Below are 15,398 nucleotides of genomic sequence, written 5' to 3'. Positions count from 1 at the left end.
TAACGTGAGTTCGATGTAATTATAAAGTTAAATACAGTTGCTTTGTATCGACGAAGTTGTTTTTTAAAGAAGGTTTTCTATCTTTAAAATTATAGGCAATAAGTGAGGCAAAAATATTATTGAAGTAGTTGGTTACGCTTCTATGTCTAGAATGTTCAACTTGGCAAATGTTCTTGAGTTGGTCAAAAATAGTTTCGATAATGGCCCTTTTTCTTAAATGATAAGCATCTTGCACAGGGGTCAATAGTTTTGTTTTCATGTTCTTTTTAAGCTTGGTTACCAGATGCACTCCATTATAGAACAACTCAGTAAATAGATCTTTGGAGATGTAGCCTTTGTCACCAAAGAGCTTCCCAAACAGCTTTTTAACAAAGGCTTTGAAGCGTAAAGGTTTTCTATCATCCACATTGCCTTTAGTTATCATAAAATCAATGATACCGCCTTGGTCATTGGTGATTATGTGCAATTTGAAACCATAGAACCAACCCAGGGAACATTGTCCCCTTTGTGCCAAATCCTTGAATACCCTATGTTGGTTAATTCTTCGCTTGTCACAAACCCTTAGGGGCGTAGAATCTATAAAACTAATCCCCGTACAATTTGCCAATCCACAAACTTTGAGGTAAATAGCCAGGGGCATAAAGCTTTGCCCTTTGAGTTCCACCATACGATTATAGGATACCAGGTTTGGAAAATAACTGGTTAGATGTTTTGAGACATAGCCTATATAAAAATCCTTGAAGGTTTTATACCCGGATAAATGGAAAAGCACTTGAATGGTCATTACTTCAGAGAGGCCCATTTTTGAAGCTCTGGTGCGCTTTTTTCCATTGGCCAGTAGGCTTTTTTGCCAAAAAGGGACAAATTCAAGACAAAAATCATCAATAGAACAGAAAATTTCAGTAATTTTAGAATCGGAAATCATAGCGAAATATTTAGTTATATAATTGAAATTCAGAACTTTAATTTACTAAATTTTTCGCTTTTTTATTATAAATAAATCAACTTTTTTACGTCGAACTCACGTTAAATACGGCTATACAGAAATTACGATACAATTGTACTATAATTTATATTATGTAAAATAGAATAATTCAAAGCAGCATGATTCCCTTGAAGGATACCACCTCTACCAAAATCTAACACATGGTAAAAAAAGGTAATAAAATATGTATTAAAACATACTGTGAATTCAAATTTATTGTATATTGCTCTCATTAAACACCAACTAAACTTTATTTGATATTGAAGGCTCGAAATATAAATTTTCGAGCCTTTTTTATTAATGTGGTTTCGCTTAACAAAATTCTCTATTATTTTTGATTAAAAGTTTGTTAATAATGGTTTCATAAACTTTAAAGAAGCTTAACTTAATACTATCTTTGCAGTCAATTTAGGTGTCCCCAGTGATGAAACCAAAAGAAAAAGAAAAAGAAAAAGCTAAACCCAGTACAGGTAAATCGCGCTCAGAATTATTGCATCAGTATTATAAGTATACTGGTTTTTATTCGTTTGTAGGTAAAAGCGTCTTAAAAGCATTGCCCTATATTATTGTTTTAGTGGGCATTGTATTTTTGTTCAACCATTTCTTTAGCATCAACACCATATTGATCCGCATGACGGAAACACTCCCTGCTTGGGGCGTTTTAAGTGTGTTTTTTGTTTCAGAAACCATACTGGGCTTGGTGCCACCAGAAATTTTTATTGCCTGGGCCGCAAAAATGGAGATGCCTTGGGTATTTCTTGGCATTCTAGGGTTTCTATCGTATTTTGGCGGACTCATATCCTATTGGATTGGAATTGCCATCACAAAAATACCAGTGGTACACAACTATTTAGAGGTTAAAATGGCAAAACAGCTTAAAAACTCTAAAAAATGGGGCGGTTTTTTAATTGTTGTGGGTGCGTTGCTCCCCTTGCCTTTCTCCATATCGTGTATGGCAGCCGGTATTATTGAGTATCCGTTTAGAGGCGTTATAATATTTGGGTCGTTGCGTTTATTACGGTTTTTAATTTACGGCCTCATCCTTTTTCAGGTATTCTAAATGTAATAATGAATAATGAATAATGAATAATGAATAATGAATAATGAATAATGAATAATTAATGAATTCTATGTTTTCACTACTAAATATCTTTCGTGTTATTGCCTTTTTAGAAGGTATATCCTATATATTATTGCTGTTTATTGCCACACCTATTAAGTATTTTGGCGATGATGAACAATATGTTAAATTGCTGGGCATGCCACATGGTTTGTTATTTGTAACCTACATCGTTTTGGCCATCATGTTAAAAAGTGAATTAAAATGGGACACGAAACAATTTGGCATCGTTTTATTGGCATCTATCATTCCGTTTGGAACCTTTTATATTGAAAGAGCCTATTTAAAACCACAAAGAGATGGATAACATCAATCACCTAGTTTACAATTACTTAATAGAATTAGGCTTAACAGATACTTTAGCGATTAATCTAAACATGTTGGCACTTGCCTTGGGGCTTATACTCTTGGTTTTTCTTGTGGATTTCCTCATTAGAAAACTTTTAATACAGGCATTTACACAATTTGCAAAACGGTCTAAAACCAATTTTGATGACTTATTAATCAGCAATAAAGTACCCAGAAATGTGGCGCATATTGTGCCTCTACTCATTGCTTTGGAATTTATTGACGTCGTGTTTATTGATTTCCCTGCGTTTGAAGTTTTTTTTGAACGTGGTTTATCCGTATTTGCCATTGTTTTAATATTATGGATTGTTAGAAGCGTATTGCATACCCTAAAAGATTATTTTAAAACTTTGCCCAATTTAAAGGATAAGCCCATAGATAGCTTTATCCAGGTATTCATGATTTTTGTATGGGTGATTGGCATATTTTCTGCCATAGCGCTAATTACGCGGATTCCTTTTTTGAATTTTATAACGGGATTAGGCGCTGCATCGGCCGTGGTCATCTTGATTTTTAAAGATACCATATTGGGTTTTGTCGCCAGTATTCAAGTCTCCATTAACGATATGGTGCGTATTGGCGATTGGGTGACTTTTGAAAAATATGGCGCCGATGGCGATGTGATTGAAATTAATCTATCGACCGTAAAAGTCCAAAATTTCGATAAAACGATTACCACCATTCCCACCTATGCGCTTATTTCTGATTCGTTTAAAAACTGGCGTGGGATGACGGCTTCGGATGGCAGACGCATAAAACGGGCCTTGTATATTAAGCAAAGTGGTGTTAAATATTTAACGGATGACGATGTTAACAGATTAAAGAACATTCAGCTGATTACCGCTTATTTAGAATCCAGACAAGGCGATATTAAAAATTACAACACACAAAACAATATAAATAAAGAGCTGCTTTTAAATGGTAGAAACCTCACTAATATTGGTGTTTTTAGGAAATATATTGATGTGTACCTAAAAAATCATTCGGCGATTAATAAGGATATGATGATTATGGCGCGCCAATTGGCACCAACCACACAAGGCATTCCCATGGAAATTTATGCATTTAGTAGTGACAAGCGTTGGGAAAACTACGAGTATATCATGTCCGATATTTTTGATCACCTCATTGCCTCGCTTCCTTATTTTGATTTGGAGGTTTTTGAGTTGCCTAGTGGTACGCGGTTTGATTTTATGGCATTGGATGCTGAAACATCCCCGAAAGCTATTGGGACTGAATGACAAAACGCCTTTTTGTCAACCTGAACTTGTTTCAGGTTCTTGTAAATGATGACTTCTATTGTTGTATAAGATTCCGAAATAAATTCGGAATGACAAAACCATATATTGTCAACCTGAACTTGTTTCAGGTTCTCCTTTGTTATGTGTGAGATTCTGAAACATCCCGATAGCTATCGGGACAGAATAACAAAATAAAAAAGGTGACTCATTTAGAATCACCTTTTCATTTATAATAAATAGTTTTATTTAGATGTTAGCAGCTAACCAATCCCCTACTTCTTTAGTTCCAAACGCTTTACCGCCATCGGCTAAATCTTCAGTAACCATCCCTTGTGCTAATGCTTTATTCACAACCTTACGAATGGCAGCACCTTCTTCCTGTAAATCAAAAGCCATTTCAAACATCATCGCAGCTGATAACACAGTCGCCATTGGGTTTGCAATATTTAATCCAGTAGCTTGTGGATACGACCCATGGATAGGCTCGAACAACTGATTTTCAGTTCCAATGGATGCCGATGGCATAAGTCCCATAGAACCAGAAATAACAGAGGCTTCATCCGTTAAAATATCTCCGAACAAGTTTTCAGTAATCAATACATCGTAACTATTTGGCCATTGTACCAAACGCATCGCAACGGCATCCACAAACTCATACGATACTTTTACTTCTGGATAGTCTTTTTCCATTGCCTGAACGGTTTCTCTCCACAACCTTGAAGTTTCCAAAACATTGGCCTTATCAACACAACATAATTTTTTGCCTCGTGTCATCGCCAATTCAAAGCCTTTTTTAGCTAAACGCTTTACTTCTTCTCTTGTGTAAACACAATTATCATAAGCGGTTTCACCACCATCTCTTCTGCCCTTTTCACCAAAATAAATACCACCGGTCAATTCACGTAAAATCACCAAATCGGTGCCTTCAATACGCTCTCTTTTTAATGGGGATTTATCAATCAACGACGGAAATGTAAAGGTCGGACGAATATTAGCAAACAAACCCAACGCTTTACGCATTTTAAGCAAGCCTTGTTCTGGTCTTACTTTAGATGAAGGATCGTTGTCATATTTCGGGTGACCAATAGCACCAAACAATACGGCATCGGCATTTTTACATATGTCGTGTGTAGAGTCTGGATAAGGCTCTCCAACGGCATCAATAGCCGCAGCACCTGTTAAAGCTGGTTTCCAAGTGATTTCGTGTCCGAATTTCTTAGCAACCGCATCACTTACTTTCACTGCTTGATCAATAACTTCTGGACCAATGCCATCGCCTGCTAATAGGGCTATACTTAACTTCATTTTTTATTTGTTTAATCTTTTAATTTATAATTTTTTTTAACTTCCGTCTTCCGTCTTCCGTCTCAATTAATAATAATATTTAACATTTTTTCGGTGGCTTTAATCGCAGAAACCGTTTGATCGGAGTCTAAGCCACGTGTTTTAAATTCTTTTTCAGGGCTTTTCCAAGTTATGATCGTTTCACACAAGGCATCTGAATGACTTCCAGGAGGAATTCTAACGGCATAATCTATCAAATCTGGCAATATTAATTTTTTCTTTCTGAAAATGCTTCTAATGGCATTCATAAACGCATCAAATTGACCGTCACCTTGCGCATTTTCCTCAAAAGTTTTGCCTTCTATGGTGATGGAAATACTCGTAGATGGCCTTAAGCCCTTCGCATGTGTTAACACATAAGAATCTACTTTTATTTTTTCTTCATAAGAATGACTGTCCAACACATCGGAAATGATATAAGGCAAGTCCTCTTTGGTAACCACCTCTTTTTTATCTCCCAATTCAATGATGCGTTGGGTCACTTTTTTTAAATCCTCATCCTTAAGCTGTAAGCCTAATTCCTGTAAATTCTTTAATATATTGGCTTTCCCCGATGCTTTTCCTAAGGCATATTGTCTGGTTCTACCAAAACGTTCTGGTAATAAATTACTAAAATAAAGATTCTTTTTATTGTCGCCATCCGCATGAATACCTGCCGTTTGTGTGAACACATTGGCACCAATTACTGGTTTGTTGGCTGGAATCATCACTCCGGAAAAAGTTTCCACGAGCTTGCTTACGGTGTATAATACTTTTTCGTTCACACCAACTTTTAAGGTAGGCATAAAATCATTTATAACCGCAATTGTACTGGCCATAGGTGCATTTCCAGCACGTTCGCCCATACCATTAACGGTTAAATGCAATCCGTCCGCCCCCGCTTTCAACGCTTCCACAACATTAGCAACTCCAAAATCATAGTCGTTATGCGCATGGAAATCGAAATGCAAATGAGGATATTTTGTTTTAATGACAGAAACAAACTCATAAGATTCCCAAGGGGTTAAAATGCCTAAGGTATCAGGAAGCATGATGCGTTCCACTGGTTGTTTGGAAATAAACTCTAAATATTCAAAAACATAGTCTTTGGAATTGCGCATGCCATTGCTCCAATCTTCTAAATACACATTGGTTTTGATGCCTTTTTGTGTAGCCAATAAAATAGATTCTGAAATCTCTTTAAAGTGCTGGCTAGGAGTCTTTTTAAGTTGGTAAGTTAAATGATTTAATGAGCCTTTTGTAAGCAGGTTTTGCACCTTGGCTCCTGCTTCCAACATCCAATTGATTGACACGCCGTTATCCACAAACGTTAACACTTCAACCTGGTTTAAATAACCATGAGCATTGGCCCAATTAGTAATGCCTTTGACTGCTTGAAATTCGCCTACAGACACTCTAGCTGAAGCAATTTCAATACGGTCCACTTTTAATTCTTCGAGTAAAAGTTTGGCTATGTTTAATTTTTCGGAAGCAGAAAACGACACGCCCGAGGTTTGTTCACCATCGCGCAATGTCGTATCCATTATTTCAATTTTCTTGAGGGTCATTTAGAGCAATAGTCCATTAGCAAATGATTCTATCTCCGTTTTCATGCTTTGTAAGTAATCAATATCATCAAAACCATTCAACATATTGTCTTTTTTATAACTATTGATTTCAAAAGATTCTTGCGCTCCTGTTGAAAGTATGGTTATGGTTTGATTAGGAAGATTAACTTCTATTTCCGTATTTGGATCGTCGTAAATAGCGTTGAAAATTTGCTCGGAGAACTCAACACTTACTTGAACTGGCAATACACCTACATTCAAACAGTTGTTTCTGAAGATATCAGCAAAAAAGCTTGATACCACACAACGGAACCCATAATCGTAAACCGCCCAAGCCGCGTGTTCCCTAGAAGAACCAGAACCAAAGTTCTTGCCTCCGACTAAAATTTTACCTGAATAAATAGGATTGTTTAGTACGAAACTTTCTTTAGGAGAATTGTCGTTATTATATCTCCAGTCACGAAATAAATTATCGCCAAAACCTTCACGCTTCGTTGCTTTTAAGAAACGCGCTGGTATAATTTGATCGGTATCTACATTTTCCAATGGTAATGGAACCGCTGTACTTGTTAATATATTGAATTTATCGTATGCCATTTTTTTGTTTGCTATTGGCCATTAGCTGTTGGCTATTGGCAAAATTATAAATATTGTTTTTATTTTTTTAGCTAATAGCCAAAGGCCAAAAGCTAGAAGCTATCATAGTAAATCCCTAGGGTCTGTAACAACACCTGTAACCGCAGCAGCAGCAGCGACTAACGGACTTGCTAGCAAGGTTCTGGAACCTGGGCCTTGACGACCTTCGAAGTTTCTGTTAGAGGTGCTTACCGCATATTTGCCAGCAGGAACTTTATCGTCATTCATCGCCAAACAAGCCGAGCAACCTGGTTGTCTCAACACAAATCCAGCTTCATTAATGATGTCTAAAATACCTTCTTCCTTGATTAAGGCTTCTACCTCATGAGAGCCAGGAACTAACCAAGCGGTCACGTTATCTGCTTTTTTTCTTCCTTTTACAATAGATGCAAAGGCTCTAAAATCCTCTATTCTACCATTGGTACAACTTCCTAAAAACACATAATCGATCTTTTTGCCAATCATTTCATCGTTTTCGTGGTAACCCATGTAGTCTAAAGACTTTTTGTACGTTGCAACGCCACCTTCTATCGATTCAGCATTTGGAATGTTTTTAGAAATACCCATACCCATTCCTGGATTGGTTCCGTAAGTAATCATCGGTTCAATATCACTAGCTAAAAACGTTAGTTCTTTATCGAATGTCGCATCAGCATCGGTTTTTAGCGTTTTCCAATGAGCCACGGCTGTATCCCACGCCTCACCTTTAAGCGATAATGGTTTGTCTTTTAAGTAAGTGAAGGTTGTTTCGTCTGGCGCAATCATGCCACCACGAGCACCCATCTCGATGGATAAGTTACAAACGGTCATACGGCCTTCCATGGTCATGTTTTCAAAAACATCACCAGCATATTCTACAAAATAACCTGTAGCACCAGAAGTTGATAATTTAGAAATGATATATAATGCCACATCTTTAGGGGTCACACCTTTACCTAATTGCCCATTAACGTTAATGCGCATTTTTTTAGGTTTTGGCTGCATGATACATTGTGTAGTGAGTACCATCTCCACTTCAGACGTACCGATACCAAAAGCAATAGCACCAAACGCACCGTGGGTTGATGTATGTGAATCACCACAAACAATAGTGGCTCCAGGGAATGTAATGCCGTTTTCTGGACCTACAACATGAACAATACCGTTTTTTTGATGACCAAGACCCCAATGGCTAATGCCATATTCGTTTGAGTTATCTTCCAAGGCTTTTAACTGGATGGCCGATAACGGATCTTCAACTGGTAAGTGCTGATTAATGGTTGGTGTATTATGGTCGGCCGTAGCAAATGTACGTTCCGGATATAATACTTTTAATCCTCTGCTTTTTAATCCAAGAAAAGCAACAGGGCTAGTTACTTCGTGAATAAAGTGCCTATCGATAAAGAATATATCTGGCCCGCCTTCAATCTTTCTTACAACATGTGAATCCCACACCTTATCAAACAATGTTTTACTCATATAATATTTAATTTAGTATTATAGCTTTATTAATATTTAGATATTTTTTTAAGCTATTTTGGACAACAAATTTACGAAAAACTCTATTTTATTGAAGACTTTTGAAACTATAAGATTCATTTTATTATATTTTTATAAAATAACCAATAGATATGAAATATTTTATATTTAATGCAATAGAATATGATAATCACTTATAAATTTTGAACTTAAATATTTAAAAATTGTGCCGAGTAATTCGTATGATGCAGATCGCTTATCTATTTGCAGGTTTTATAATAGGAAAGGACGCTTGAAAATTACTGAATGATGAAGCTCATATAGGTATTGTTGTTGTTTTTGACTTTAGAATCATTGGCTTTTAAATCCGTGTCAAAAAGATGGTTTAAGTTATTTCCTGCTAGATCTTCCAAACGGTTTTCAACAGACATGGTATAAATTCCCAATTTCCATGTTTGATTGGGATAAAAATGAAGTTCACGCTCTTTATTTGATAATGAAAACGTGCCTGCTATGTTGTTTTTATCAGAATCTAAAATAGTAAAGCTGCCCATTGCTAAAAAATAATCCAAGGCTTCATTAAAATGAATGGTTAAAGGCTCTTTAGTTTCTTTTTTTGGTGGGTTAATTGTCCAATTTTTAGTGTTTGGCTTTTCACTATCCCTACTGCCAACACTGAGCGTTTTGGTATAAGTTGAGTCAATGGGTTGGCCTTGGGAATCTTTCCAATTGGCATTGATGGTAATCGTATAATTATGGCCTTCTTGTATGGGTAAGCCTAGTATTTTGTTGGGAATTAAATCCGTTTTAACACGACCTGGATCTAACCAAAGTGTCAACGTGGTGTGATCTTTATTCCAAAGCTCCGATTGTAATTCTAAGAATACCGTTACCTCTTTGTTGGAGGTATTATCCAACACGGTTATATAATCCAAAGAATTCCCAAGTTCCTGCATCGGTTTTGAAAACACTAAATACATTTTAAGCAAATTCTCAGGCACAGAATCCGTTGTTGGATATATAGCTAGTAATTCGGTGGCTGACTTTATAGATTCTTGCTCTATGTCAAAAACATATACAGCTCCTCCTCTATTTTTTATGTTATAGGTTTGTCCGATTGTGAAAGGCAAAACTGGCATGAAAGTAATAGTATCGCCCTCACTAGACCAATCCCCTAAAATGGGAATGTCTGGCTGATTTTCTAAAACGATGCGTAAATCTTCTAATGCACTTGTAGACTCAAAAGAAACACGTTCCCTGTTGTTCGTTTCTATAATGACAATGGAGGTATTGCCTTCTTTTGTTTCTTTACAATTAAAAAATAATAATACACAAAAAAAGACCAAGTACATCTTGATCTTTTTTAGGTATATAAATCTACTTTTTTTATTCATTAAATTGAACTGCTTTTCAATGCCAATGTGCCATCAGCTGTTTTTTGAAGATAAGCGATGTTTTCAGCATCTAAATTGTCCAATTGAACAACATCTTTCATATCGGCCAAAGCTTCAAAAGCAATACCATCGGTTCCTTGCACTTTTTCGGTAAGCGATGCCTTTGTGGATGCAATGGACTCAAAATCAAATTTCACTGTGGAATGTCTTGTATTGGCCATCAACACATAAGATTTGCCATTTTTTTCCATAACAATCATATCTAAAGGTGTATTTCCAGCACCAATTTCAGCTATGGTTCTGCCTTTTACATGATTCGTGCCTTTTAACTCATCCATAGGAAATAATACCAAGGGCGTACAGGTATAACTAGCTAACAAATACTCTTTTTTGTCAATATTAACGACATCAAATGTTTTAATGGGTGAATAGGTTTCGTAACGGCCATGAGCTGCATGGTACATTTCTAAAGACGCATAATCCTGATTATTTGTAAATGGGAATGGCATACTCCTAAAAGTGGAACTGAATTCTTTATTAGATAAACCAGATACCATAACCCTTCCATTGTGATATTTTAAGTCGGCTATAGCCCAAACCCTTTGATCTCTACCCCTATCATCCTTAACATCATCAACGGGGTTTACCAATTCGATTTTAGAATAACTGGCATTTTTTAAAGATACATTTTCAAATTTACCATTATTTAATTTCATTAGCAATGGTGTGCCATCCTCACTATTCACTGAGAAATAAATAGCTTTTGAAATGGGATTGACTGCCATATCCGTAATTTTGATGTTTTCGGCAGTAGTACCCAAAGATGCAGCCAGATTGGTATCAAAGTTTGTCATGCTTACTTCTGAAGCGTTCTTGGTTTTTGTATCTTTTGTGTCTAAGGCAAAAATCGTGGCATTTTTAGAATCGCCTAAAAACAAGATGCCTTCTGGGCCAAAGCTGATCGCATTTATCGAAGCTACTTCAGGATTGCCTGTAACAAAATTTGAAGTTAGAGTGCTGTTTGGTTTGTTGATATAAGAAAGGAAGGTAACGGCCAGTCCTACACCAATGATACTGAATACAATTTTTTTCATGAGGGATTTATTTTAGTTTCCTTTAAAATTATCATAATAATTACTTCTATTTAACTAATTAACAAAGGATTAACGATATTTTAACACTTGCAGTAGACTTTATTTTTCAATAAATTCCATCAGACCAAAACGGTTTGGTGGATGTACATCTAAAATCACATCATAAGTTGGGAATAGTGTGGATGTGGAACGAAACGTGTCATCCACTAAATTCCTATCCTGTCTTACAGCTTGAAAAGCCCATTTTTTTCCTGCCAAATCGCGAGTGCTAAATCCACGAAAAGCGGTTAACGGAATAATATATTCCATGGTCCAGCCTTTGTCTGTATCCGTATCGTCATTTAAGGTGCCATTATAGGTTACGCCTACTTCATAATAGGGATCATAAGTAGGAATGAAAATACTTCTATTATTATGAAATTGCCATAGCACAATATAATCGTACTTCACTTTAGGAATATTGACCTCAAAGCCAAAATGCATGTTTAAACTATCTGGAATGGGGAGGCAGAAAAATTCGGCGCAATCATCTAGATAAGTACGCCCATCATGTTGCGTTTCACGAGCGGTTAGTGATGAATCTTCGAATTCATAAAAAAGATAGAGGTTTTTATCATCCCAAAGCATCCTGAATTTCGTTTTTTGTTCATCGGCTGGTTTATCCCGTCTAAAAAAGTAGTCAAATGTTCTGACTTCAGCATTTTTCCAGCTTGGCTCATCCATTTTTCCATCGGCAATGATTGAATCTTTCGTTTTAGCAACCTTATAGATGGGTTGCTCCCCTAGAACCAATTCTTTTTGGGTTTGGGAAAAAACCAAAGTGGAACTAAATAAAAGCGTTGATATTATAATCTTTTTACAATGTAATTGATATAAAAAACGGAGTGTCTTCATAGGTATTTAAAATAAGGTTTCACCATTTCCCTCATCTGGTATTTTAAGCGAATAGCCAAGCTCTGAATTTAATTTTTTAATAAAATAAGCCGATAATAAAGGAGATTCCTTTTCAATATTTTGATGGATAAAAAAATCTATTTCTTTAATGCCCTGAGCTTTCCAATCTCTTAACCGCTCAATCCAATCATCCAAACGGTTGTAATCACTGGTATGGTTGGCGCCCACATATCTAATGAATGCTGTGGCATTGGTTAATCGCATGTGCAATAAATCACGTCTTCCCGCAGTATCAACAATGACATTCGAGACGTTGCTGGTTTCTAAAAGTTGGTACAAGTCATTAGCCACAGCCGTATCGTTATACCATTTGGTATGTCTGAATTCCACAGCCAACGGAATGTCCTTTGGCCAGGATTCGACAAATGTTACGACCCTCCCAAAATCCTTAGGAGCAAAATTATCGTGCATTTGCAAAAACACCGTGCCTAATTTTTCCTTAAGATTAGAGGCATTGTAAAAATAAGTTTCAACCACATCTTTGGTGTCCTGCAGACGTTTCCAATGGCTTATTTCTTGGTTCAGTTTTGGGAAAAACTTAAATCCACTTGGTGTTTTTTCATACCAGTTTGCAAATTGTTCCGCAGAAAAAATCCTGTAAAATGTGGCATTTAATTCTATGGAATTAAACTGTCTGGAATAATACTCCAGTTCATCTTTAGTGCCTTTTGGATAAAATCCTTTTAAATCGGCTTTGTTCCATTTGGCGCAGCCCACATAAATTTCTGGAATGTTATCATCTTTAAATGTGTTTAGAACCCTTTTTGTTTCCGGATGGTCTGGTGGTAACGTAAAGTCAATATTTTCAGGGTTATCTGTACTTCCAAATTTCATTTTATCGCATTGTTTGTAATTGAATTTAAAGATAAAATTTTAATTGTTAATAACCTCGTTAACAATTAATAAGTTCATTCACTTTTTAAAGGTTCATAAATCTATAATTTTATTAAAACTCTTAAAACCATGGACACCAGACAACACAGTTTAAGCAGTATTCGTCCCGAAATTTCTTCCGCCTCCATTAACGAAAGTATGAGTAGCGACGAGCGTTTTCAAAATTCAGTATTACGCCCTATTACCAAGCTACAAAACGATTTATTAGTAGCTGTTTTTAAAAATTATATAGAAAAGCACAAATGTGTATTTTATGGATTATCTTTGGAAAAGCGTTTGGATTATATAGAAAATGCTATTACAAAAGACATGAAATTTCGTAATTCTCTGAAAGGTATTATTATAGGTTTGTTTACGGTGGAAGAATATTCCATTTACATACAAAATTCTTCTGCATTAAATAAGCGCATGATGCATATTGTAAAAGAACGCCTGATAAGTAATATACTTCTTTTTGAGAGCCCCGAAGTGCTAAAAGCCGTTTAATTTTTAATGACTACAAAACAGAAACTATTGCAAAAGTGTAATGAATACGTTGATAAACGGATTGCAGATTACAAAAATGAAATTCAATTAATTAAAGAATCGATTGCTAGTAATGACCAAGGAAACTCAGAAGATGACGACGCTGGGAATGGTAAATTATTTAATGATCTTGAAAAAAACATGGAGCATCTTAATGATGCCACAAAAACCAAGGAACATTTAAAACAAATAAAGACCAATATTGATTCTACGGATGCCATGTTGGGTAGCATTGTAAAAACCAATATTATGAATTTTTACATTTCTACAAGTATTGGTAAGATAGAGATTGATGATGACACGTATTTCGCCATTTCATTGAATTCTCCAATCGGACAATTATTAAAGAATAAATGTGAAAAGGATGTTTTTGAATTCAATCAAAAAAAATACCTCATTACCGAGGTTATATAATAGAAACTCCATTTAAATCCGTGGTAAGCACATCGCTCATATAATTAAAATATGGGCGAATGGCTTTAAATGAGTTATTTACATCACTTAAAAAATCAGGGCTTAAAACCTGTTCATCGGTATATTTTTTAGTGAAAATGTATTGCTTCTTTTTTATTAGATCAATGGCCTTATGGTCTTTACTAAAGCCTTTGGGAGCGGATTTTACCTCGTCGCCAACAAAGCCACCCCAAACACTTTTAAACGCTTTATCATTTATTATGGCACGAATTTCTTGGTCGTCCATTTCGAATTCCTTTCGAATACGCAATAAATCTGCCGATGCTGGTTCCCAAAATCCTGTTGCTATAAAGCTTTCATTATTGGGCTGTATTTGAAGGTAATAACCACCTCTTAAGTGTGGTTTCGTTCTATGAAAAGCTCCTCCAAAATGTGTTTTGTAAGGTGCTTTATTTTTTGAAAAACGCACGTCCCTATAAATCCGGAACATTTTCAATCCGTCAACATCATCATGAACTTTTAAATTATTTAAAATAATCGTGTATATCTTCTTAGCATCAGCCTCAATTTTTTTGAATGCTGCTTTATGCTCATTAAACCAATCGCGATTATTATTTTGTTCTAAATTTTTAAAAAACTCTAAAGTATCTTTTGAAATTGATGGATTCATACAATTAAAACTTATAAATAAGTTTCTAAAATACAAAAAGTCCTTTTTATAAAGGACTTTTTGCAATGTTTTAATTATTATTTAAAGAGAACTCTTAAGGTATGTTTTAACTTCAACTTGTTTGGTAGCTTTGTTATAATATTCGGTAACAAAATTTCCATTTTGGTCAAAATAACCAATACCAGATTGTGATGCACCATCTACAATATAGTAACCTTTCAAACTGGTAGGCCAAGATTTACCAATAATGTTTTGACGTTGATTATCGCCTTTTGTATGCGATATTTGAAACCCTTGATCACGTGGGGAAAATACATAATTTCCATCATCCATTCTATAATAAGTTTCAGTGGTTAAAATATCGTACTTATCACTGGCATCGTTGTCCACATAAGTCCTTTTTTCAACCTTAGTAGTGCCGGGTACACGGTCTTGGTTGGTTTTATTTTTGTCCTTTTCATCTAACTCAACATCGGACGTTTCTCTTGTAACTACTTTAACTTTGTTTTCGGTCGTTTTTTCGCTGTCTTTAACTTTTACTGTTTTAACTTCTACTTCTTCCTTTACTTCTTTAGGCTTTTGTTGTGCGAACACAGTTCCAGCAAACAAGAATAAACAAATATAAATTACATGTTTCATTTTTATAGTTTTTATTATTAATATGAAGTAAATATAGGCTACACTTAAACTAACTTATTTACAAAGTTTTTTAAATAACTTGCAAAATTCACACATATTTTTAATTAAGCTATAATTTTAATTTATTACGCTAAT

General features: G+C 35.4%; 16 protein-coding genes. 5 read left to right on the top strand and 11 right to left on the bottom strand.

The window, feature by feature from the left end; translation table 11 throughout:
* Positions 1–19: 19 nt before the first annotated feature.
* The gene (locus tag CSW08_RS10695; protein ID WP_106657880.1) at positions 20–925 is read right to left on the bottom strand and encodes an IS982 family transposase; all 906 of its coding nucleotides are present in this window, start codon (positions 923–925) and stop codon (positions 20–22) included.
* 484 nt (positions 926–1,409) lie between these two features.
* Between CSW08_RS10695 and CSW08_RS10690 the strand changes: the two genes are divergently transcribed.
* The 3 genes from CSW08_RS10690 to CSW08_RS10680 all read left to right on the top strand — a co-directional run bounded on the left by CSW08_RS10690 (position 1,410) and on the right by CSW08_RS10680 (position 3,694).
* The gene (locus CSW08_RS10690) at positions 1,410–2,045 is read left to right on the top strand and encodes a YqaA family protein (protein ID WP_106659880.1); all 636 of its coding nucleotides are present in this window, start codon (positions 1,410–1,412) and stop codon (positions 2,043–2,045) included.
* A 70-nt stretch (positions 2,046–2,115) separates the two neighbouring features.
* Positions 2,116–2,412 (top strand): DUF3817 domain-containing protein, encoded by a 297-nt coding sequence (locus CSW08_RS10685; protein WP_106659879.1) that lies wholly within the window; start codon positions 2,116–2,118, stop codon positions 2,410–2,412.
* Positions 2,405–3,694, top strand: a complete 1,290-nt coding sequence (locus CSW08_RS10680; RefSeq protein ID WP_106659878.1) for a mechanosensitive ion channel family protein — start codon at positions 2,405–2,407, stop codon at positions 3,692–3,694. The genes CSW08_RS10685 and CSW08_RS10680 overlap by 8 nt, the downstream gene beginning before the upstream one ends.
* A gap of 246 nt (positions 3,695–3,940) precedes the next feature.
* Here CSW08_RS10680 and leuB read toward each other — a convergent pair whose 3' ends face one another.
* The 8 genes from leuB to CSW08_RS10640 form a co-directional block, all read right to left on the bottom strand.
* Positions 3,941–4,999 carry a 3-isopropylmalate dehydrogenase gene (gene leuB / locus CSW08_RS10675; RefSeq protein WP_106659877.1) on the bottom strand — a complete coding sequence of 353 codons (1,059 nt, stop codon included), beginning with the start codon at positions 4,997–4,999 and terminating at the stop codon, positions 3,941–3,943.
* A 62-nt stretch (positions 5,000–5,061) separates the two neighbouring features.
* Positions 5,062–6,585, bottom strand: a complete 1,524-nt coding sequence (locus CSW08_RS10670; protein WP_106659876.1) for an alpha-isopropylmalate synthase regulatory domain-containing protein — start codon at positions 6,583–6,585, stop codon at positions 5,062–5,064.
* Complete coding sequence (gene leuD / locus CSW08_RS10665) at positions 6,586–7,182, bottom strand: 3-isopropylmalate dehydratase small subunit (RefSeq protein ID WP_106659875.1); 597 nt, start codon at positions 7,180–7,182, stop codon at positions 6,586–6,588.
* Between the two features lie 102 nt (positions 7,183–7,284).
* Positions 7,285–8,679 (bottom strand): 3-isopropylmalate dehydratase large subunit, encoded by a 1,395-nt coding sequence (leuC, locus tag CSW08_RS10660; protein WP_106659874.1) that lies wholly within the window; start codon positions 8,677–8,679, stop codon positions 7,285–7,287.
* 299 nt (positions 8,680–8,978) lie between these two features.
* Positions 8,979–10,031 (bottom strand): Ig-like domain-containing protein, encoded by a 1,053-nt coding sequence (locus tag CSW08_RS10655; RefSeq protein WP_106659873.1) that lies wholly within the window; start codon positions 10,029–10,031, stop codon positions 8,979–8,981.
* 41 nt (positions 10,032–10,072) lie between these two features.
* On the bottom strand, positions 10,073–11,167 hold the full coding sequence (locus CSW08_RS10650; RefSeq protein WP_106659872.1) for a hypothetical protein: 1,095 nt from the start codon (positions 11,165–11,167) through the stop codon (positions 10,073–10,075).
* 99 nt (positions 11,168–11,266) lie between these two features.
* On the bottom strand, positions 11,267–12,061 hold the full coding sequence (locus tag CSW08_RS10645; protein ID WP_106659871.1) for a carbohydrate-binding family 9-like protein: 795 nt from the start codon (positions 12,059–12,061) through the stop codon (positions 11,267–11,269).
* A gap of 6 nt (positions 12,062–12,067) precedes the next feature.
* Positions 12,068–12,955, bottom strand: coding sequence for a DUF72 domain-containing protein (locus CSW08_RS10640; RefSeq protein ID WP_106659870.1), 888 nt, complete (start codon positions 12,953–12,955; stop codon positions 12,068–12,070).
* A gap of 129 nt (positions 12,956–13,084) precedes the next feature.
* Here CSW08_RS10640 and CSW08_RS10635 point away from each other — a divergent pair, with 129 nt between their 5' ends.
* Entirely contained in the window at positions 13,085–13,501 is a 417-nt protein-coding gene (locus CSW08_RS10635) for a glyoxalase (protein ID WP_106659869.1), read from the top strand.
* Between the two features lie 27 nt (positions 13,502–13,528).
* Positions 13,529–13,954 carry a hypothetical protein gene (locus CSW08_RS10630; protein WP_157831471.1) on the top strand — a complete coding sequence of 142 codons (426 nt, stop codon included), beginning with the start codon at positions 13,529–13,531 and terminating at the stop codon, positions 13,952–13,954.
* On the opposite strand, the gene CSW08_RS10625 is transcribed toward CSW08_RS10630, so the two are convergent.
* Together CSW08_RS10625 and CSW08_RS10620 are read right to left on the bottom strand one after the other, a co-directional pair.
* Positions 13,947–14,624, bottom strand: coding sequence for a DUF2461 domain-containing protein (locus CSW08_RS10625; protein ID WP_106659867.1), 678 nt, complete (start codon positions 14,622–14,624; stop codon positions 13,947–13,949). The genes CSW08_RS10630 and CSW08_RS10625 overlap by 8 nt on opposite strands.
* An 81-nt stretch (positions 14,625–14,705) precedes the next feature.
* Positions 14,706–15,263 (bottom strand): hypothetical protein, encoded by a 558-nt coding sequence (locus tag CSW08_RS10620; RefSeq protein ID WP_106659866.1) that lies wholly within the window; start codon positions 15,261–15,263, stop codon positions 14,706–14,708.
* Positions 15,264–15,398: the final 135 nt, after the last annotated feature.

Origin of the sequence: Confluentibacter flavum (assembly GCF_002843175.1) — a bacterium.
GTDB classification, from domain to species: domain Bacteria; phylum Bacteroidota; class Bacteroidia; order Flavobacteriales; family Flavobacteriaceae; genus Confluentibacter; species Confluentibacter flavum.
This window is presented reverse-complemented; position numbering and strand designations above follow the sequence as displayed.